This is a genomic window from Paracoccus zhouxuedongae, assembly GCF_041927815.1.
Lineage (GTDB): Bacteria > Pseudomonadota > Alphaproteobacteria > Rhodobacterales > Rhodobacteraceae > Paracoccus.
This window is the reverse complement of the sequence record NZ_JBHFHM010000001.1, coordinates 501,479-521,773: the sequence shown is the minus strand read 5'-3', so window position 1 is coordinate 521,773 and position 20,295 is coordinate 501,479. Positions and strand designations below refer to the sequence as shown.

Genomic DNA, 20,295 nt, shown 5'->3' with positions numbered 1-20,295 from the left:
AATATTTTCCACAGCCCCGGCGCGACATGTCGGATGACGTAGCGGCACCGCGACGGCGCCGGATCAGCCCCCCGATTCGGCCCCCGACTTGGGCCCCGACCTGGACCCCGACCCGGCCCCGGTGCCAGCCGGTTCCGCGCGCGGCGCCAGGATCGCGAAATGCGCCGCCGCCAGCCGCGCGACCGGCACCCGGAACGGCGAACAGGACACGTAATCCACCCCCGCCGCACGGCAGAAGGCGATGGATTCCGGGTTGCCGCCATGCTCCCCGCAGATCGAGATCGTCAGCCCGTCCTTGGCAGCCCGCCCGCGCCGCGCGCCCAGCAGGACCAGCTCGCCCACGCCGTCGGTGTCCAGCACATGAAACGGATCCTCGCGATAAACGCCCTGGTTCACATAGGCCGACATGAACCGCCCCGCATCGTCGCGCGACAGGCCATAGGTCATCTGCGTCAGGTCGTTGGTGCCGAAGGACAGGAAGTCGGCATTGGCCGCGACCTCACCGGCGCGCAGGGCGGCGCGCGGCGTTTCGACCATCACCCCCAGGCGATAGTCGAAGCCCGCGCCCATGGCGACACGCACCGCCGCCGCCACCGCGTCGATGCGGGTCTTGACGATCTCGACCTCGCGCGCGGCGCTGACCAGGGGGATCATGATTTCGGGCACCACGCGGGCGCCACGGCGCTGCGCCTCGACCGTCGCCTCGAAGATGGCGCGGGCCTGCATTTCATAGATCTCGGGCATGGCGATGCCCAGCCGGACGCCGCGCATTCCCAGCATCGGGTTGAACTCGGTCAGCGCATCGACCCGGCGGGTGACCTCGGACAGCGGGCGGTCGACGGCCTCGGCCAGCGACCGCAGCCCCTCGCGGTCATGGGGCAGGAACTCATGCAGGGGGGGGTCGAACAGGCGGATGCAGACCGGCTGCCCCGCCATGATGTCGAACAGCGCGATGAAATCCGACCGCTGCATCGGCAGCAGCCGTTCCAGCGCCATCTGCCGGTCGGCGGCGGTGTCGGCAAAGATCATTTCGCGCATGACGGTCAGGCGATCTTCGTCGAAAAACATGTGTTCGGTGCGGCACAGGCCGATCCCCTCTGCCTCGAACATGCGGGCGGTGCGGGCGTCCTCGGGGGTGTCGGCATTGGCGCGCACGCCGATGTCGCGTTCGTTGTCGGCCCAGTGCAGCAGCATGTGGAAGGTTTCGTCTAGCGCCGGCTCCAGCATCTCGGCGGCGCCGGCCAGCACCTCGCCCGAGGTGCCGTCGACAGTGACTTCATCGCCCTCGCGCAGGATGCGGCCATCGGGCAGCCGCATCACCCGGTCGCGCGCATCCAGCCGCAGATCCGAGGCGCCGACGATGCAGGGCAGCCCCAGGCCGCGCGCGATCACCGCCGCATGGCTGGTCATGCCGCCGCGTTCGGTCAGCACGGCGACGGCGGCATGCATGCCGCGAATATCCTCGGGCGCGGTTTCGCGGCGCACCAGGATGCAGGCCTCGCCGCGCGCGGCGGCGGCTTGCGCGGCGGCCGAGGTCAGCACGATCCGACCCGTCGCCGCACCGGGGCTTGCGGCGATGGCGCGGGTCAGGCGGTCGCGGGGGCTGCGCGGATCGACCTGATAATGCAGCAATTCCGACAGCGCGCGGGGCTCGACCCGCAGCAGCGCCTCTTGCCGGGTGATGATGCCGTCCTGCGCCAGCCCGACCGCGATGCGCACCGCCGCGCGCGAGGATCGGGCGACCTTTTGCGCGTCGATGATGCGCAACTGGCCGTCCTCGACCACGAACTCGATCTGCATTTCCTCGCGCAGGCGGGCACGGCAGGATCGGGCGGCGGCGTGGAGTTCGGCAAAGACCGCGGGGGCCGCATCCTCAAGGCTGGGGCCACGGGCGTCGCGGGTCAGATACAGGGCATCGCCCGCCGCGCCCCGCCCCTGCATCTGGCCGCGAAAGCGCCCGGTGATGCGGGGGGTGCCGGTCACGCTGTCGACACATTGCATGGTGCCCGAGCCCGACAGCCCCGGCCCAAGCGCCTTGGCCATGGTCTGCACGATCAGCCCAAGCGCCGCATCGGCGGGCGCGCCCTTGGCCTGGCGCAGCAGCCGGGCGGTCGGCCCTTCCCAGGCGCGCGCCATCGAGCGCAGCACATCGGCCAGTTGCCGGGCCGGGTCTTGCGGAAAATCCTCATCCGTTTCAGCGTGATAGGCCGACAGCGCCGCGGCCAGTGCGCCGGGGCCGGGGGCGCGGTCGAACATGTCGGGGTCCAGCCGCGCGACATGGGTGGCGAAACTTTGCACGAAGCGCAGATACATCGCGTCGGCGGCATCGGCGCCAAGGGTGGCGGTCAGCTCGGCGTGGCGGGCGTCGTTCATGCCGACATTCAGCACCGAGCCAGGCCCGCCCCAATCGGGATTGGCCGGCGAGGGGCGGACCGAAACCAGCATGTCATCGCCAAAGACCGCTGCGATGCGGCCCATGTCGGGCGCCGCGCCGCCAGCGATGGCGCGCACCAGATCGCAGGACAGCGCGATGGCGGTGGGAACCGGCAGGTCCAGCCTGACCAGCCGTTGCAGGCATTTCGCGCGCCAGCCGTGGCGGGCGGCCTCAACCGTCGCGGCGGGGGCGATGGCGGTCCAATCGGTCAGGTCACGGTGGTGCTGCATTGCGGCAATCCTTTTGCCGCACCTTACAAGCCGCGCGTGATCTGGCAAGTGCGACCTGTGGGCAGGGCCTGCGGGACGATGTTCACAGCAGATGTGAAGATCGCCCCGCAAGCCCCTGTAATCGCTGAAAAACGCATGTCACAACCGATGCACCGCCGCGGCACAAGCCGTGCACAGTTCGTGCACCGTTCCGGGGGAATGGGCCTGCCGGGCGCGGGGACGCGCCCGGTCGGCCCTAGCCCTCGACGCGGGTCAGGTCGGCGACCTGGGCCAGCGTGGCGCGGATGCGCGACAAGAGGTTCAGCCGGTTGCGGCGGACGATCTGGTTGTCGGCATTCACCTGCACGTCGGTGAAGAACGCATCCAGCGGGGCGCGCAGCCGGGCCATGGCGGCCATGGCGGCGGGGAAATCCTCGGACGCCAGCGCGGGGGCGATGGCGGCCTCGGCCTGATCCAGCGCGGCAAACAGCGCGCCTTCGCTGTCGGTCTCGGCGAACTTCGGGTCAGCCCCGAAACTGTATTCCACGCCGTCCTTGGCCTCGGCCTGGGTCAGGATGTTGTTGGCGCGCTTGAAGCCCTGCAACAGGTTCGCCCCGTCCTCGGTTTTCAGGAAGGCCGCCAGAGCCTCGGCCCGTTTGACCACCAGCACCAGATCATCGCTGCCCGGCATGGCCAGCACGGCGTCGATCACGTCATGCCGGATGCCCTGCTCGCGCAGGTGGACCTTGAGGCGGTCGTGGAGGAAAGACAGGAGGTCGGCGGTCAGTAGCTTCCGGGGAGGCTCTTCATTTTCGATTTCATCTTCGGATTCAGCCTCGGCCTCACTAACACGACGGTTATAGTCCTCGAGCAAATCGGCTGTCTCTGAACCATCTTCAATTTCTTCTTGACCTGATTCCTCATCCAAAGGCAGGTCGGCCGGGACCATTCTTAGCATCTTAAGCAGATCGATAAGATGGCCCTCATCGTGTGCCACGGGAATAGCTTTGGCCAGCCAAGCTGAGTGCTCATTGACGCCATCTGCCCAATCGTCAATCCGACCAATGAGTTCCAAGCCGTCAAGTGTCGAGTGAACGCCCTTAAGGGCACTCTCTGCGACGTCACCCAACCCCACCCGAACCCCATTCCCCAACACCAACCGGATCACCCCCAGCGCGGCCCGGCGCAGCGCGAAGGGGTCTTTCGACCCCGTGGGCTTTTCATCAATCGCCCAGAAGCCGATCAGCGTGTCGATCTTGTCGGCCAAGGCCACAGCGACCGACACCGGGGCGGTCGGCACATCATCAGTCGGACCCAGCGGCGAATAATGGTCGCGGGCGGCGTCGGCCACCGCGGCGTCCTCGCCTGCCTCAAGCGCGTAATAGCGGCCCATCACGCCTTGCAACTCGGGGAATTCACCCACCATCGAGGATCGCAGGTCAAGTTTGGCCAGCTTCGCCGCGCGTTCGGCCTGCGCAGGGTCGGCCTTGACCGCAGGCGCGATTTCGCGCGCAAGCGCGGCGATGCGGGCGATGCGGTCGGATTGGCTGCCCAGCTTGTTGTGGAAGGTGACGGCGGCCAGCCCCTCGGCCCAGTCGTCCATCCCCGCCTTGGCCACGCGCAGGTCGTTGTCCCAGAAGAACCGCGCATCCGACAGCCGCGCCGACAGCACCTTCTGGTTGCCCTTCAGGATCGTCGCGCCATTGTCGGCGGTCTCGCGGTTGGCGACGGTGACAAATCCCTCGATCCGGCCGCTTTTCGGATTGCGGACCGAGAAGAACTTCTGATGTTCCTTCATCGAGGTCTGCAGCACCTCGGGCGGCAGGCCCAGAAAGGCGTCGTCGATGCGGCCCATCAGCACCACCGGCCATTCGACCAGCCCCGCGACCTCGGCCAGCAAGCCCGCATCGGGGACGACCTCAAGCCCTTGGGCGAAGGCCAGGTTTTCGGCGGCGGACCAGATCGCGGCCTCACGTTCGACCGGGTCCAGCATGACGCGGGCGCGGCGCAGTTTGGCGGCGTAGTCATCGAAACCGGTGACGGTGATCGGGTCAGGCGCCATGAAGCGGTGGCCGCGCGTCATCGCCCCGGCGGTGATGCCGTCGACATCCAGCGCCACGGCCTGCGCGCCGGATTCGTCCGACAAGAGAGCGATGATCGAATGCAGCGGGCGCACCCAGCGCAAGCTGCCCGACCCCCAGCGCATCGACTTGGGCCAGGGGAAATTGCGGATCGTGGCCTCCAGCACCTCGGCCAGGATCTCGGCGGCGGGGCGGCCGGGCTTGTCGATCACCGCAAACAGGATCGCGCCCTTGCCGGTGTCGCGTTCTTCCAGCTGATCGCGGCTCAGGCCGGTGGATCGCAGAAAGCCCTCGATCGCTTGTGCGGGGGCGTCAGCGCGCGGGCCTTTGCGTTCCTCGCGCACGGGGCGGGATGCGGCGTCCAGCCCCTCGATGGTCAGGGTCAGGCGGCGCGGCGTCGAGAAGGCCCCGGCGCTGCGATAGGTCAGCCCGGCCCCGACCAGCCCGTCGGTCATCAGCTTTTTCAGATCCTCGCGGGCGCGGGGCTGCATCCGGGCGGGGATTTCTTCGGAAAAGAGTTCAATCAGCAGGTCGGCCATTATTCGATAACCTTCTTTTCCTCGGCGGATTCGTTCAACTGATGCCAGGCAAAGGCCCGGCCATCGGGATAGACGGCAATCACCCGGTCGATGCCGGGGTGGATGTTGCGGGTGCCCAGATAGGCGCGGGCCGCACCCGAGGCGAGATCCTCGGTCAGGGCGCGGGCATTGTAGCACTGGAACCATTTCGGCCCGTTCAGCGGCGTCGGCGCATCGTAACCCGCGCCTTCGGTCAGGGCCGAGGGCGTCAGCGTGAAACAGGCGCGATAGCGCAGCGGGCTGCTGGCGGCGTCGATACCGGCGAAGCCCGCGACCGGCAGCGGATGCGGCGCGCCATTGGCATCGGTGAAGGCCAGTTCCTGCACACCTGTCACCTGGTCCACGGGCTCATAAAAGCCGTAGACCTGAAGGTAATACATCACCAGCCCCGACAGGGCGGCCACCAGGATCAGGCCCGCGCCAACGATGCGCCCGTTCATGCCGCGCCCCCGGCGGGGGTGGTGACAAAGGCATCGGCGCAGGCTTTCGCCAGGGCGCGGACGCGGCCGATATAGGCCTGGCGTTCGGTCACGCTGATGACGCCGCGCGCGTCCAGCAGGTTGAAGATATGGCTGGCCTTGATCGTCTGGTCATAGGCCGGATGGGCCATGACGATGGTGCGGCCGGCCGCATCGGTCGCGGGGGCGGCCAGGATGCGGTGACATTCGGCCTCGGCATCCTTGAAATGCTGAAACAGCATGTCGGTATCGGCCTGGTCAAAGTTCCAGCGCGAATATTCCTGTTCGGTCTGGCGGAAGATGTCGCCATAGGTCAGCGGGATGGGGCTGCCGGGATCGTTGAACGGCATGTCCATGACGTGATCAATGCCCAGCACATACATGGCCAGCCGTTCAAGGCCATAGGTCAACTCGCCCGCGACAGGGCGGCAGTCATGGCCGCCGACCTGCTGGAAATAGGTGAATTGCGACACTTCCATGCCGTCGCACCAGACCTCCCATCCCAGGCCCCAGGCGCCGAGGGTGGGGCTTTCCCAGTCGTCCTCGACAAAGCGGATGTCGTGCAGGTCAGTGTCGATGCCGATGGCGCGCAGGCTGCCCAGATACAGGTCTTGAAGATCGGGCGGGCTGGGTTTGATCAGCACCTGGTATTGGTAATAGTGCTGAAGCCGGTTCGGATTTTCGCCATAGCGCCCGTCGGTTGGCCGGCGCGAGGGCTGGACATAGGCCGCAGCCCAGGGGCGCGTGCCAAGCGCGCGCAGCGTGGTGGCGGGGTGAAAGGTGCCCGCGCCCACCTCCATGTCATAGGGTTGCAGGATGGCGCAGCCCTTGGACGCCCAATAGGTCTGAAGGCGCAGGATCACCTCCTGGAAGGACCGGGGTTGGGTGGGGCTGTGGGTCATGGCGGGGATCCTTGGCGGTCAGACGGGCGGGTTACCCATAGGCGCAGGCGGGGGCGCGGTCAACGTGGGGCGCTGCAAGGGCGGGGCGGTTGCCGCGCCGGGGCGGCCCGGCTAACGTGGCGGCGCAACGAAGGGGATCAGGATGCAGAGCAGGCAGGCAGGCGGCGGGATCAGGGGCATCCTGGGCGGGATCGGGATGGCCATGCTGATGGGCAGCGCGGCCTGGGCCGATCAGGTCTATATCCAGATCGAGGCCAAGCGCAGCGCCGCCGAGGCCGAGGCGCGGGCTGCCGACTGGGCGGCGCGGCTGCCGGGGCTTGTCGGTTTCCGGCTGGACAGCGGCTGGTATGCGATGGCGATCGGCCCCCTGGATCGCGCCGAGGCCGAAGCCCGTCTGGCCGCGCTGAAGGCCGCGGGCGCGGTGCCCGCCGACAGCTATCTGGCGACGGGCCGCGATTATGCCGCGCCGTTCTGGCCACTGGAGGGGGGCGCGCAGGCGGCCGGAGGTGATGCTCCGGGGGCTGACCCGGCGCAGGGGGCCGCAGGCGGTGTTTCGGGGGCTGAGCCGGCACAGGGGTCCGCAGGCGATGCCTCGGGGGCTGACCCGGCGCAGGGGGCGGATGTCGGGGGTGGGTCGGGCGCAGCGGCGGACGCCCCTGCCGCCGTGTCCGCCGACGCCCCTGCCCCGCAAGCCCCGCCCCCCCAGACCGCCGCCGAACGCCTTGCCGCCGCCCGCGCCGATGAGGCCGCGCTGGACCGCCCCGCGCGTGAGGATGTGCAGCGCGCCCTTGCCTGGCTGGGCCATGATCCGGGCGGCGTCGATGGCGCCTTTGGGGCGGGCACGCGCAAGGCGATCGCCGCCTGGCAATCCGGCGCCGGACATGAGGCGACGGGGGTGCTGTCGCGCGCCGACCACGACCGCCTGATCGCCGACTGGCGCGCCGGGCTTGCCGCGCTTGGGCTTGAGCCGCTGACCGACCCGACGCCGGGGATCGAGATGCTGATCCCCACCGGTCTTGTGCGGTTCGACAGGGTTGTTCCGCCGTTTGCGATCTTTCGCAGCAAGGATGCGTCGGGGGTCGAACTCTACCTGTTCTCACGCCCCGGCGATGCGCGCGGGCTGGCGGCCATGGGCGACCTGATCGCCAGCCTGGACGTGCTGCCCGAGGGCGCCACGCGCAAGGCCACGCGCGACAGCTTTACCATCGACGGTCAGACCGGATCGGTGCTGACCCATGCGACCGGACGGCTGGAGGGCGGCATCCTGCGGGGCTTCGTGCTGGTCTGGCCCGCCGCCGATCAGGCCCGCCGCGATCGGGTTCTGGGGCTGATGGCTGACAGCTTCCGGCCGCTTGGCACCCTGACCCTTGACCCCGGCGCGCAGGCCAGCCTGGCCGAGGCCCCCGCCGATCTGGCCGACAGCCTGATCGGCGCCGCCCCCAAGGCCGCCGGTTCGGGGTTTTTCGTCGGCCGCGATGGCGCGGTGCTGACCGCCGAGACGCTGACCCGATCCTGCCGCCGCCTGACCATCGACGGCATTCCGGCGCGGCAGTTGGCGGCCGATCCGGGGCTGAACCTGGCCTTCCTGCGCCCCGAACGGGTGATCGCCCCGCGCGCCGTGGCCGAACTGACAGCACCCGAGGCCCGGCCTGGCGCGGGCGCGGCCATCGCGGTCGCGGGCTATAGCTGGCCCGGCACCCTGCCCGGTGCGATCCTGACCCAAGGCCGCGTCACCGCCCCCGAAGATGCCGCGGGCGAGCCGAGCCTTGGCAGCGCCACCGCCGCCATCCGCCCCGGCGATGTCGGCGGCCCGGTGCTGGATGCCCAAGGCGCGGTGGCCGGTATGCTGATGCCCGTGCCGCAGGACGGTGCGCATCTGTTCCCGCCGGATTTCGCCCCGTATCGGCTGGCCCCCGCGCTGCGCGATTTCCTGCAAGGCGCGGGCGTGCAGCCCGTGGTCGCGGCCCCGGGCGACCCGCTGGAGGCCGCCGATCTGGCCGCACGCGGGCGCGATCTGACGGTGGAAATCGCCTGCTACTAGTCGCGCCAGAAACGCGGCAGCAGCAGGACCAGCACCGACAGCAGTTCCAGCCGGCCCAGGAACATGCCCAGGATCATCAGCCATTTCGCCGCCACCGGGAAATCGGCCACCGATCCGTTCGCCGTCAGCCCAGGCCCCCAGATCAGCCCGACATTGGCGATCGACGTCCAGGCCGCGACGAAGGCGGTGAACGGGTCCAGCCCGACCAGCGACAGCGCCACGATCAGCAGACCGAAGGTCAGGAAAAAGATCGACACGAAGGCCATCACCGAATCGATGACCGAGGCCTGAACCACCTGCCCGTCATAGCGCACCGGAAGGATGCGATGCGGGCTGTGCATCCGCCCGATCTGGCTGCGCACCGCCTGAAACAGGATCTGATACCGAAACACCTTGACCGAACAGCCGGTCGAGTTCGTGCAGCCGCCGATCAATCCGACAACGATCATCACCACAAAGGACAGCTGCCCCCAGGCCAGCACATCCGCCGACACAAAACCCGTGCCGGAAAAGGATGAGGTGACGTTGAACACCGCCTCGCGCAGGGTGGGCCAAAAGGCGTCCTCATGCCGGATCAGGCGGTAGGCGGTGATGATCGCCACCGCATATCCGATCCAGCGCAGATAGGCCCGCAGCTGCACGTCGCGCCACAAGGGCAGCGGGTCGCCCTTCAGCACCTGCACAAAGCGGATGAAGGGCGCGGAGGCCAGCACCATGAACAGCGCCGCCGCATATTCGTTCGGCCCGATGAAGCCCGCGAAACTGGCGTCATGATTGGAAAAACCGCCCGTCGACATGGTTGTCAGCGCATGGATCAGCGCGTCAAAGGGCGTCATCCCCAGCGCCAGATAGGTGAAGCCGCAGGCCACCGTCAGCACCACATAGATGCGCGTCATCTCGGAACTGATGTCCATGGCGCGGGGCAGGATCTTGCCCAGGGTGTCGAAGCCCTCGGATTTGAAGAACTGCATCCCGCCGACCCGCATCACCGGCAGAAAGATCAGCGCGACGACCAGAATCCCCAGGCCACCCAGCCATTGCAGGATCGCGCGCCACAGATTCGTGCCCCAGGGCAGCACGTCCAGCGCCGGGAAGGCAGTGGCGCCGGTGGTGGTCAGGCCCGACATCGCCTCGAAATAGGCGTCGGTCGGGCTGACATAGGGCGCGCCCAGCACGAAGGGCAGCGCGCCCACCGCTGGCAGCACCAGCCAGACGCCCGTGGTCAGCACGAAACTCTGCCGCAGATTCAGCGACTTTTCCCCGCCTTGCGTGGCCACCGTCAGCAGCACTCCGGCCAGCACCGTCACCACCATCGCGCCCAGAAACGCCTGCCAATGCGGATCGCCGCGCGCCGCGTCGACGATCAGCGGCGCCAGCATGGCCAACCCCATCGCGGCCACAAGTTTTCCGATCACATTGGCGACAGGGCGCAGGTCCATGGCGACAGGCATGGGCCGCGCGCCCCGATCCTGTCAAGCGGCCCCGGCCTTTGGTCGCGTCTTGCGGCCCGGCCCCTTGCGCCGCAGCGCGGCATCGTTAAGCTGCCGCCGCCCGGTTCGCGCCAACGCAGGAGGCCCCCGATGACCACCACCCCCTTTGCCAAGATCCTGATCGCCAACCGCGGCGAGATCGCCATCCGCGTCATGCGCGCCGCCAACGAGCTGGGCAAAAAGACGGTCGCCGTCTATGCCGAGGAAGACAAGCTGGGCCTGCACCGCTTCAAGGCCGATGAGGCATATCGCATCGGCGAGGGGCTAAGCCCGGTCGGCGCCTATCTTTCGATCCCCGAGATCATCCGGGTGGCGCAGGAATCGGGCGCCGATGCGATCCATCCGGGCTATGGGCTGTTGTCGGAGAACCCCGATTTCGTCGATGCCTGCGCGGCAGCGGGCATCACCTTCATCGGCCCGCGCGCCGATACGATGCGCGCACTTGGCGACAAGGCGTCGGCGCGCCGGGTCGCCATCGCGGCGGGGGTGCCGGTGATCCCCGCGACCGAGGTGCTGGGCGATGACATGGCCGCAATCCGCGACCAGGCCGCCGCCATCGGCTATCCCTTGATGCTGAAGGCCAGTTGGGGCGGCGGCGGGCGCGGGATGCGCCCGATCAACGGCCCCGAGGAACTGGAAACCAAGATCCGCGAGGGCCGTCGCGAGGCCGAAGCCGCATTCGGCAATGGCGAGGGCTATCTGGAAAAGATGATCCTGCGCGCCCGCCATGTCGAGGTGCAGCTTTTGGGCGACCTGCATGGCGGGCTTTACCATCTGTTTGAACGCGACTGCACCGTGCAGCGCCGCAACCAGAAGGTCGTCGAACGCGCGCCCGCCCCCTATCTGACAGAGGCACAGCGCGCCGAGGTCTGCGAACTGGCGCTGAAGATCGGCCGCGCCGTGGGCTATCAGAACGCAGGCACCGTCGAGTTCCTGATGGATATGGACAGCCAGCAGTTCTATTTCATCGAGGTGAACCCGCGCGTTCAGGTGGAACATACCGTCACCGAAGAAGTGACCGGCATCGACATCGTGCAAAGCCAGATCCGCATTGCCGAAGGCGCGACGCTGGCCGAGGCCACCGGCCATGCCGCACAGGGCGACATCGCCCTGTCGGGTCATGCGCTGCAATGCCGGGTGACGACGGAAGACCCGCAGAACAATTTCATCCCCGATTATGGCCGCATCACCGCCTATCGGTCGGCCACCGGCATGGGCATCCGGCTGGATGGCGGCACCGCCTATTCCGGCGGGGTCATCACCCGCTATTATGACAGCCTGCTGGTCAAGGTCACCGCCTGGGCGCAAACCCCCGGCCAGGCCATCGCCCGCATGGACCGCGCCCTGCGCGAGTTCCGCGTGCGCGGGGTCAGCACGAATATCGACTTCGTGATCAACCTGTTGAAACATCCGGTGTTTCTGAACGACACCTATACGACCAAGTTCATCGACACGACGCCGGACCTGTTCGCCTTCAAGGCGCGGCGCGACCGGGCGACCAAGATCCTGACCTATCTGGCCGACATCACCGTCAACGGCCACCCCGAGACGGCGGGCCGCCCCCGCCCGGCCGAGGCGCTGAAGACCCCGCGCCCGCCGTCCCATCCGCATGACGCGCCCGCGGGCACTCGGCAGATCCTGCTGGACCGGGGAGCCAAGGGCGTGGCCGACTGGATGGCCGCCCAGCAGCGCCTGCTGATCACCGACACGACGATGCGCGACGGGCATCAGTCGCTGCTGGCCACACGGATGCGGTCGATCGACATGATCCGCGTCGCCCCCGCCTATGCCAGCCTGTTGCCGGGGCTGTTCAGCGTCGAATGCTGGGGCGGGGCGACCTTTGACGTGGCCTATCGCTTCTTGCAGGAATGCCCCTGGCAGCGCCTGCGCGACCTGCGCGCGGCCATGCCCAACATCCTGACACAGATGCTGCTGCGCGGTGCGAACGGGGTGGGCTATACCACCTATCCCGATAACGTCGTGCGGTTCTTCGTCAAGCAGGCAGCCGAAACCGGGGTCGACATCTTCCGCGTGTTCGACAGCCTGAACTGGGTCGAAAACATGCGCGTCGCCATGGATGCGGTGATCGAGACCGGCAAGATCTGCGAGGGCACGATCTGCTATACCGGCGATATCCTTGACCCGGGCCGCAGCAAATACGACCTGAATTATTACGTCGCCATGGGCAAGGAGCTGGAGGCGGCGGGCGCCCATATCCTTGGCCTGAAAGACATGGCGGGCCTGCTGAAACCCGCCGCCGCCCGCGCCCTGATCCGCGCGCTGAAGGATGAAGTCGGCCTGCCGATCCATTTCCACACGCATGACACGTCGGGGCTGGCAGGCGCCACGGTGCTGGCCGCTGCCGAGGCCGGGGCCGATGCGATCGACGCGGCGATGGACGCGCTGTCGGGCGGCACCTCGCAGCCGTGCCTTGGCTCGATCGTCGAGGCGCTGCGCAACACCGACCGCGACACCGGGCTGGACCCCGCCGCGATCCGCGCGATCTCGGCCTATTGGGAACAGGTCCGCGATCAATATGCCGCCTTTGAAAGCGGGCTTGAGGCCCCGGCATCCGAAGTCTGGCTGCATGAAATGCCTGGTGGCCAGTTCACCAACCTGAAAGCGCAGGCCCGCAGCCTGGGGCTGGAGGACCGCTGGCACGAAGTCGCGGCGGCCTATGCCGAGGTGAACCAGATGTTCGGTGACATCGTGAAGGTTACGCCGTCTTCCAAGGTGGTGGGCGACATGGCGCTGATGATGGTGGCGCAGGGGCTGTCGCGCGAACAGGTCGAAGACCCGGCCACCGATGTCGCCTTCCCCGACAGCGTGGTCGACATGATGCGCGGCAATCTGGGCCAACCGCCCGGCGGCTGGCCCGAGGGGATCCAGCAAAAGGTGCTGAAGGGCGAGGCCCCGCTGACCCGTCGCCCCGCCGAGGGCCTGCCGGATACCGATCTGGCCGCCGCCCGCGCCAGGCTGGCCACCGACAGCGGCATCGACCCCGCCCGTATCGACGATGAGGATCTGGCCGGCTACCTGATGTATCCCAAGGTCGTCACCGATTACGCCAGCCGCCATGAGATCTATGGCCCGGTGCGGGCCCTGCCGACCCGCAACTTCTTTTACGGGATGGAGCCGGGCGAGGAGATCAGCGCCGAAATCGACCCCGGCAAGACGCTGGAACTGCGCCTGCAAGCGGTGGGTGAGACCACCGACGACGGCGAGGTAAAGGTGTTCTTTGAACTGAACGGCCAGCCCCGCACCGTGCGGGTGCCGAACCGGCTGGTGAAATCCGCTGCGGCCGCCCGGCCCAAGGCCGACAGCGCCAACCCCGGCCATGTCGGCGCGCCGATGCCCGGCTCGGTTGCCTCGCTGGCCGTCAGCGTGGGGCAGAAGGTGCAGCCGGGCGATCTGCTTCTGACCATCGAGGCGATGAAGATGGAAACCGGCATCCATGCCGACCGCGCGGCCACCGTGACCGCGATCCATGTTCACGCCGGTCAGCAGATCGACGCCAAGGATCTGCTGGTGGAACTGGGGTAAAGGGGGGCGCTGCCCCCCTCGCGGCTGCGCCGCTCACCCCCTGGCGTATTTCAGCAAGAAAGAAAGCGGCTTTCCTTCTTGTCCAGATACGCCGGGGTCAGGAGGGTCAGGAAAAGGTCCGGTGGACCTTTTCCCCGACGAACGCCCATCGGCCCATGGTCGAGGGCGAGGGGGGCAGCGCCCCGGTCCGCAGTCAACCATAAGCGCGCAGCACCAGTTGCCCCATGCCCCAGAAGGCGGTGGCGATCAGCGACAGCGCGCCGATCAGCTGCACACGCCAGCGGTGGCGGATCAGGCGGCGGGCGATCTGCGTCTCATCCGTCAGCGCCTCAGCCATCAGCCGCCGCGCCAAGCCACGGCGCAGAACCGCGACCAACGCGAGCGGCGCAAGCAGCAGAAAGGCGACCTGCCCGCTTTCCGCGCCATAGCCAAAGCCCGCGACGGCCGCGAGGGTCAGCACGAAAGCGCCCCCCGCCCAGGCGGGCAGATTGTCGCCCTGGCCCGCGATGCGCGGCAAGCTCAGCCTCAGCCAGTCGGTCAGCCGCCCCGGCGCGCCCCCGCGCCGCGCCGTCAGCACCACCGGCAGCGGCACCCCCAGCACGCTTTGCCCGATCAGCACCCAGATCCCCGACAGGCACAGCCAGAACCACAAGCTTGCAAAGCTGCGGGTGTCGATCAGGTCGGACAGGATGTGAAAGGCGGTCACGGATGGCCTCGGGCTGGGGTCGGTGCAGGTTAGCCGTCCGGCGCGGCGGTGAAAAGCGCGTGCTTGCCCCCGCGCGCGGGATCGGTCAGGGATAGGGGCGAAAGGAAACCGCTATGCCCCAGACCCCGATCCTTGCCCCCTTCCCCGCCGCCCGCCCGCGCCGCCTGCGCCGCAACCCGGCGCTGCGTGAGCTGGTGCAGGAACATCGCCTGACCACCGGCGATCTGATCTGGCCGATCTTCGTGACCGAAGTGCCGGGGGCGGATGTGCATATCCCCTCGATGCCCGGCGTCAGCCGCCGCACGCTGGACGGTGCCATCCGCGCCGCCGAGGAGGCGGCGAGCCTGGGCATCCCAGCGATCTGCCTGTTCCCCTATACCGACCCCGCGCAAAAGACCGAGGATTGCGCCGAGGCCTGGTCGCCCGACAATATCGTCAACCGCACGATCCGCGCGATCAAGGCCCGCGTGCCGGATGTGGCGATCATGACCGACATCGCGCTGGACCCCTATAACATCAACGGCCATGACGGCTATGTGCGCGACGGCGTGATCGTGAATGACGAAACCGTCGATGCGCTGGTCAAGATGGCCCTAGCGCAGGCCGAGGCCGGGGCGGATATTCTGGGGCCGTCCGACATGATGGATGGCCGGATCGGGCGGATGCGCGCCGCGCTGGAGGCGGCGGGGCATCGCGATGTGGCGATCCTGTCCTATGCCGCGAAATATGCCAGTGCCTTTTATGGCCCGTTCCGCGATGCAGTCGGCGCAAGCGGCGCGCTGAAGGGCGACAAGAAGACCTATCAGATGAACCCAGCCAATACCGACGAGGCCCTGCGGATGATCGCCCGCGATCTGGCCGAGGGCGCGGATATGGTGATGGTCAAGCCCGGCATGGCCTATCTGGACATCTGCCACCGCGTGAAGGACGCCTTCGGCGCGCCGACCTATGCCTATCAGGTGTCGGGCGAATATGCGATGCTGATGGGCGCGATCGAACGCGGCTGGCTGAAGCGCGAGGTCATCTTGGAAAGCCTGATGGCGTTCCGGCGGGCCGGTTGTGACGGCGTGCTGACCTATTTCGCGCCCGAGGCGGCGCGGGCGATCCGCGAGATGAACGGCTAGGCCCTAGCTGCCCAGGATGACGCGCACATAGTTGCGCGTCTCACGATAGGGGGGGATGCCGCCGTGGCGTGCGACCGCCTCGGGGCCGGCGTTATAGGCCGCAAGCGCCAGCCGCCAATCGCCAAAGCGGTTATACATCATGCGCAGGTAACGCGCCCCACCCTCAAGGTTCTGCTGCGGGTCATGCGGATCGACGCCCAGCTTGCGCGCCGTGCCGGGCATGAGTTGCGCCAGACCGGTCGCGCCCTTGTGCGACCGCGCGCGCGGGTTCCAGCCGGATTCTTGCTGCACCAGCCGAAGGAAGATGTTTTCGGGAATGCCATGACGGCGCGCCGCCGCCTGCGCATGCGACAGATAGACGCCGCGATACCGCCCGCTGTAGTTCGGGGCCACGACCGGAGCGGCCTGTTCCAGCAGGTTCATCTGCCCCGCGCCACCGGGCCGCAAACGCGACGAATTGTTGTATTGCGCGGCCAGCCGGTTATCCAGCAGCCGCGTCTGGTTGGAAAACGCCGTCGCCCGCGATTTCGACGATGAACCGCGCAGCTTCAGCCCTTCGGCATCGGCCATCGTGGGCAGGCTGATGGCGCCGATCGCCACAACCGTCACCGCCATCATCATGCCTGAACGCATCTTGCCGAACATGCGAACCTCGTTCCGTCAGTTGCCCCAGCCTTCCGCAGGCCCCGCACGGGCCGGTTGTCCCGGCCGCCTTGCTGCGCCACTATAGCCGAACTTCGCGCTGCCGCCAGCTTTTGCGGCGGGGCAGTTCCATCACGGGAGCGTGATCGGCGGATTTTCTCCGCGCCGGGCCGCGCCGCTTAACCGGCCCTTAACCGGTTGCCATTTAGTCATCTGCTGCGATGATGCCGCGACAAGGGAATCGCGCCGGGCCTGAACCCGGCGGAACTAAGGAAGGATGCCAGAATGGCGGGTTCGGTGAACAAGGTGATCCTGGTGGGCAATCTGGGGCGCGACCCCGAGGTGCGGACCTTCCAGAACGGCGGCAAGGTCTGCAACCTGCGCATCGCTACCTCGGAAAGCTGGAAGGACCGCAACAGCGGCGAACGGCGCGAACGCACCGAATGGCATTCGGTGGCGATCTTTTCGGAACCCCTGGCGCGCATCGCCGAGCAATATCTGCGCAAGGGCAGCAAGGTCTATATCGAGGGCCAGCTTGAGACCCGCAAATGGCAGGATCAATCCGGCCAGGACCGCTATACGACCGAGGTCGTGCTGCGTCCCTTCACCGGCAACCTGACGCTGCTGGATGGCCGCGATGGCGGTGGCAGCGGCGGCGGCCAAGGGGGCGGCGGCAACTTCGGCGGCGGCTATGACGACGACCGCGGCTATGGCGGTGGCGCGGGCGGAAATTATGGCGGTGGCAGCGGTGGCGGCAGCACCGGCGGCGGCCGCGCCAGCATCGAGGACGATGAGATCCCGTTCTGATCGTCGTCTGGTGACACGGACCGGGGCTTTGCCCCGGACCCCAGGATACTTCGGCCAAGAAGAAAGCAGCCGCGCGCCGGGTGGCATGGCCCGGCGGGCGCGGTCGGGATACCGGCGGGCATCAGGCTTCGGGTTGCCGAGGCGAGGCGGTCGGTGCCGTTGAGACGGACTGCTGCAATCCAGCGGTTGTTGCCTTTGGAGCCAAGGGCGAAGCGGGACTTGGCCGATGTGGCGGGCGCTGTTGGAACGGGGCGCCGCGTCTTCGCGGTCCTAGGCGTTGAAACCTGGGGCGCAGCCATGCGGCACGTGACAGATGTGCGGGGGCGCCGTTGGAACGGGGGTTGCCGAGTCGCAGCGCTCGTTGCCTCCGGCTTAAGTGCCTGCCGCGACGCGGACTGATCGATGCGCGCAGTGCCGTTGGATCCCGCACCAGCCTTGTCTGCTTCGCGCGCCATGGCCCAGTCGCCGCATCATCTGATCCTGACCGCCATGCCACCGAACATGCCGCCTCTGGTCGCAGATCGCTTTCCACAAGGTTCGCTGCCACGGATGAGTCATCGAATGCACGGTCATGGCGGCCCGAGGTGTCTTGCAGCGGCGCACAGCACCAAACACAAAGCCAGCCGACGCACCGGCCCGCGCAGGGTGCCAGACATGCGGCCTGCGTTGCCCCGCCGCGCCCCGCGGACCTTCACGGCAGCCCAGAGCCGCAGCCTGATGCCCTATCGGCTGATCGGGGGCACCTCCAAATCTCCCTGCACCCCTGCGTTGCCCCGCCGCGCCCAAGCAGATCGGCACGCACCGGCAGGCCTGCGCAGCGCCGTAGGGTGACCTTGGCTGATCGGGCGCCCCCAAAAATCGCCCTGCACCCCTGCATCGCCCCGGCGTGCCGCAGCGTAACCGCACGCATCGGCAGGCTTGCGCAGCGCTGTAGCGTGAACTAGGTTCATCGGGTTAGCCCCGCAAAGTCGCTCCGCACCACTGGGTCGCCCCGGCGACGCCCAGCGCAACGGCAGGCACCGGCAGCTCACCCCACAGCATCAGCGCAGCCTGCCCCCAGACTGCCCCAACCTCTCCATGCCATGACCTGCGCCCCCCTTCTTTCTTGCCCAAATACGCTCGGGGGTGTGGGGGCAGACAGCCCCCACGCCGCGCCTTCCCACCGCGCACCACCGCCGGTGCTTGCAGCCGCGACGGGCCTTGGCTAAGCCAACCGCCAAAGGAGACCCGCGATGCCCCTGTTCCTTGACGCCACCGCCCCCGGATTTCAGGCCGATTTCACCGCCCTTCTGGGCATGAAGCGCGAGGACAGCCCCGATGTCGATGCCACCGTGGCGACCATCATCGACGATGTGCGCGCCCGTGGCGACCAGGCCGTCATCGACCTGACCGCGCGCTTTGACCGCCTGACGCTGACGCCCGACACACTGGCCTTCAGCGCCGATGAGATCGCCACGATCATCGCACGCGTCAGCCCCGACGATCGCGCCGCGCTGGAACTGGCCGCCGCGCGCATCCGCGATTATCACGCCCGGCAGATGCCGCAGGACGCGATGTGGACCGATGCAGCGGGCGCCGAACTCGGCTGGCGCTGGACGCCGGTCGGCGCGGCGGGGCTTTATGTGCCGGGCGGATTGGCCAGCTATCCGTCCTCGGTGCTGATGAACGCCATTCCGGCCAAGATCGCCGGAGTGCGGCGGCTGGTCGTCACCGTGCCGACACCGGACGGGCAGGTCAATCCGCTGGTGCTGCTGGCCGCCGAACTGGCGGGCGTCGATACCGTCTACCGGATCGGCGGGGCGCAGGCGATTGCCGCCCTGGCCTACGGCACCGCGACCATCGCCCCGGTCGACAAGATCACCGGCCCCGGCAATGCCTTTGTCGCCGCCGCCAAGCGCCGGGTCTTTGGCCGTGTCGGCATCGACATGATCGCCGGTCCGTCCGAGATCCTGGTCATCGCGGATGCCGCCAACGACCCCGACTGGATCGCCACCGACCTGCTGAGCCAGGCCGAGCATGACGCCAGCGCGCAATCCATCCTGATCACCGATGACGCCGCTTTTGGCCGCCGCGTGGCCGAGGCGGTGGCGCGCCAACTGACCACCCTGCCCCGCGCCGAGATCGCCGGGGCAAGCTGGCGCGACTTCGGCGCGATCATCACCGTCCCCGATCTGGCCACCGCCACCGCCCTGTCGAACCGCATCGCGCCCGAGCATCTGGAACTGTGCGTCACCGACCCGATGGCCCTGGCCGACCAGATCACCGATGCCGGCGCCATCTTCCTGGGCGCCTTCACCCCCGAGGCGATCGGCGATTACATCGGCGGCCCGAACCATGTGCTGCCGACCGCCCGATCCGCGCGGTTTTCCAGCGGCCTCTCGGTGCTGGATTTCATGAAGCGCACCACCCTGGCGCGCATGACCCCCGGCGCCCTGGCGGCGATCGGCCCCGCCGCCGTGCGGCTGGCCGAAGCCGAGGGCTTGCAGGCCCACGGCCTTTCGGTGCAGCGTCGGCTGGATGCGTTGAACGGGGGGCAGGCATGACCATCACCGACATGATCGGCTATCTGGCCGTCCTGCTGTCGACGGTCTGCTTTCTGCCGCAGGCGATCAAGACCCTGCGCCACCGCGCCACGCGCGATTTGTCGCTGACCGGGCTGATCCTGCTTTTGGCCAATGTCAGTTGCTGGCTGATCTACGGCCTTCTGAACAAGGACATGCCCTTGATCCTGGCCAACCTGGTCACGGTCACGATGATCGCCGCCACCCTGGGCGCCAAGATCCATTACGAACGGGGGGCGGCATGACACGCATCGCCCAGTTGCTGATCGACGATGCCGGCCTGCCCGCGCCCTCGCCCGAGGTCGAACAGGATCGCCGCGTCGCCGTCTTCGACCTGCTTGAGGATAACAGCTTCGTCCTTCCCGGTCGCGGCGACATTCCCGCCCCGCCGGGGCCGTTTCACCTGACACTGGCGGTGCGCGATGGCCGTCTGGTCTTTGACACCTGCGATCAGGCCGGTGCCAAACTGGCCGAGTTCCACCTGTCGATGGGCCCCTTTCGTCAGGTGGTCAAGGACTACAGCCAGATCTGCGCCAGCTATGTCGATGCCGTCAAACGCCTGCCCCCCGCCCAGATCGAGGCCATCGACATGGCCCGCCGCGGCATCCACAATGAGGGCGCGCGCACCCTTCAGGAACGGCTGGAGGGCAAGGCCAGCATCGACATCGACACGGCGCGCCGCCTGTTCACGCTGATTTGCGTGCTGATCCCGGGCTAGG

14 protein-coding genes are annotated in these 20,295 nt (G+C 68.0%); 7 read left to right on the top strand and 7 right to left on the bottom strand.

All coding sequences use genetic code 11. The features are described 5' to 3' along the window. Positions 1–63: 63 nt before the first annotated feature. The 4 genes from ACEYYA_RS02750 to ACEYYA_RS02735 form a co-directional block, all read right to left on the bottom strand. A complete protein-coding gene (locus ACEYYA_RS02750; RefSeq protein WP_374797309.1) occupies positions 64–2,664 on the bottom strand; it encodes a putative PEP-binding protein in 2,601 nt (866 codons plus the stop codon). A gap of 235 nt (positions 2,665–2,899) precedes the next feature. After that, positions 2,900–5,263, bottom strand: a complete 2,364-nt coding sequence (gene glyS / locus ACEYYA_RS02745; protein WP_374797307.1) for a glycine--tRNA ligase subunit beta — start codon at positions 5,261–5,263, stop codon at positions 2,900–2,902. Further along, the gene (locus tag ACEYYA_RS02740; protein WP_374797305.1) at positions 5,263–5,742 is read right to left on the bottom strand and encodes a DUF6446 family protein; all 480 of its coding nucleotides are present in this window, start codon (positions 5,740–5,742) and stop codon (positions 5,263–5,265) included. The genes glyS and ACEYYA_RS02740 overlap by 1 nt, the downstream gene beginning before the upstream one ends. Then, complete coding sequence (locus tag ACEYYA_RS02735) at positions 5,739–6,662, bottom strand: glycine--tRNA ligase subunit alpha (protein ID WP_374797303.1); 924 nt, start codon at positions 6,660–6,662, stop codon at positions 5,739–5,741. The genes ACEYYA_RS02740 and ACEYYA_RS02735 overlap by 4 nt, the downstream gene beginning before the upstream one ends. A 142-nt stretch (positions 6,663–6,804) precedes the next feature. Here ACEYYA_RS02735 and ACEYYA_RS02730 point away from each other — a divergent pair, with 142 nt between their 5' ends. Next, a complete protein-coding gene (locus tag ACEYYA_RS02730; RefSeq protein WP_374797301.1) occupies positions 6,805–8,703 on the top strand; it encodes a serine protease in 1,899 nt (632 codons plus the stop codon). Here ACEYYA_RS02730 and ACEYYA_RS02725 read toward each other — a convergent pair. After that, a complete protein-coding gene (locus ACEYYA_RS02725; protein WP_374797299.1) occupies positions 8,700–10,142 on the bottom strand; it encodes a TrkH family potassium uptake protein in 1,443 nt (480 codons plus the stop codon). The two genes, ACEYYA_RS02730 and ACEYYA_RS02725, sit on opposite strands and share 4 nt — an antisense overlap. Before the next feature lie 141 nt (positions 10,143–10,283). Here ACEYYA_RS02725 and ACEYYA_RS02720 point away from each other — a divergent pair, with 141 nt between their 5' ends. After that, on the top strand, positions 10,284–13,736 hold the full coding sequence (locus ACEYYA_RS02720; RefSeq protein WP_374797297.1) for a pyruvate carboxylase: 3,453 nt from the start codon (positions 10,284–10,286) through the stop codon (positions 13,734–13,736). A gap of 193 nt (positions 13,737–13,929) precedes the next feature. Here ACEYYA_RS02720 and ACEYYA_RS02715 read toward each other — a convergent pair whose 3' ends face one another. Beyond that, on the bottom strand, positions 13,930–14,442 hold the full coding sequence (locus ACEYYA_RS02715) for a component of SufBCD complex (protein ID WP_374797295.1): 513 nt from the start codon (positions 14,440–14,442) through the stop codon (positions 13,930–13,932). 113 nt (positions 14,443–14,555) lie between these two features. Here ACEYYA_RS02715 and hemB point away from each other — a divergent pair, with 113 nt between their 5' ends. Continuing rightward, entirely contained in the window at positions 14,556–15,566 is a 1,011-nt protein-coding gene (gene hemB, locus ACEYYA_RS02710; protein ID WP_374797293.1) for a porphobilinogen synthase, read from the top strand. Between the two features lie 3 nt (positions 15,567–15,569). Here hemB and ACEYYA_RS02705 read toward each other — a convergent pair whose 3' ends face one another. Next, positions 15,570–16,211, bottom strand: coding sequence for a lytic transglycosylase domain-containing protein (locus tag ACEYYA_RS02705; protein WP_374797291.1), 642 nt, complete (start codon positions 16,209–16,211; stop codon positions 15,570–15,572). Between the two features lie 282 nt (positions 16,212–16,493). On the opposite strand from ACEYYA_RS02705, the gene ssb reads away from it, so the two are divergent. From ssb to ACEYYA_RS02685, 4 genes are all read left to right on the top strand, one after another. Then, positions 16,494–17,015 (top strand): single-stranded DNA-binding protein, encoded by a 522-nt coding sequence (ssb, locus tag ACEYYA_RS02700; protein ID WP_374797289.1) that lies wholly within the window; start codon positions 16,494–16,496, stop codon positions 17,013–17,015. 1,232 nt (positions 17,016–18,247) lie between these two features. Further along, positions 18,248–19,558 carry a histidinol dehydrogenase gene (gene hisD, locus ACEYYA_RS02695; RefSeq protein ID WP_374797287.1) on the top strand — a complete coding sequence of 437 codons (1,311 nt, stop codon included), beginning with the start codon at positions 18,248–18,250 and terminating at the stop codon, positions 19,556–19,558. Beyond that, complete coding sequence (locus ACEYYA_RS02690) at positions 19,555–19,821, top strand: SemiSWEET family sugar transporter (protein WP_374797285.1); 267 nt, start codon at positions 19,555–19,557, stop codon at positions 19,819–19,821. Before hisD ends, ACEYYA_RS02690 begins: the two co-directional genes overlap by 4 nt. Next, on the top strand, positions 19,818–20,294 hold the full coding sequence (locus ACEYYA_RS02685) for a UPF0262 family protein (protein ID WP_374797283.1): 477 nt from the start codon (positions 19,818–19,820) through the stop codon (positions 20,292–20,294). The genes ACEYYA_RS02690 and ACEYYA_RS02685 overlap by 4 nt, the downstream gene beginning before the upstream one ends. The last annotated feature ends 1 nt before the right edge of the window (position 20,295 follow it).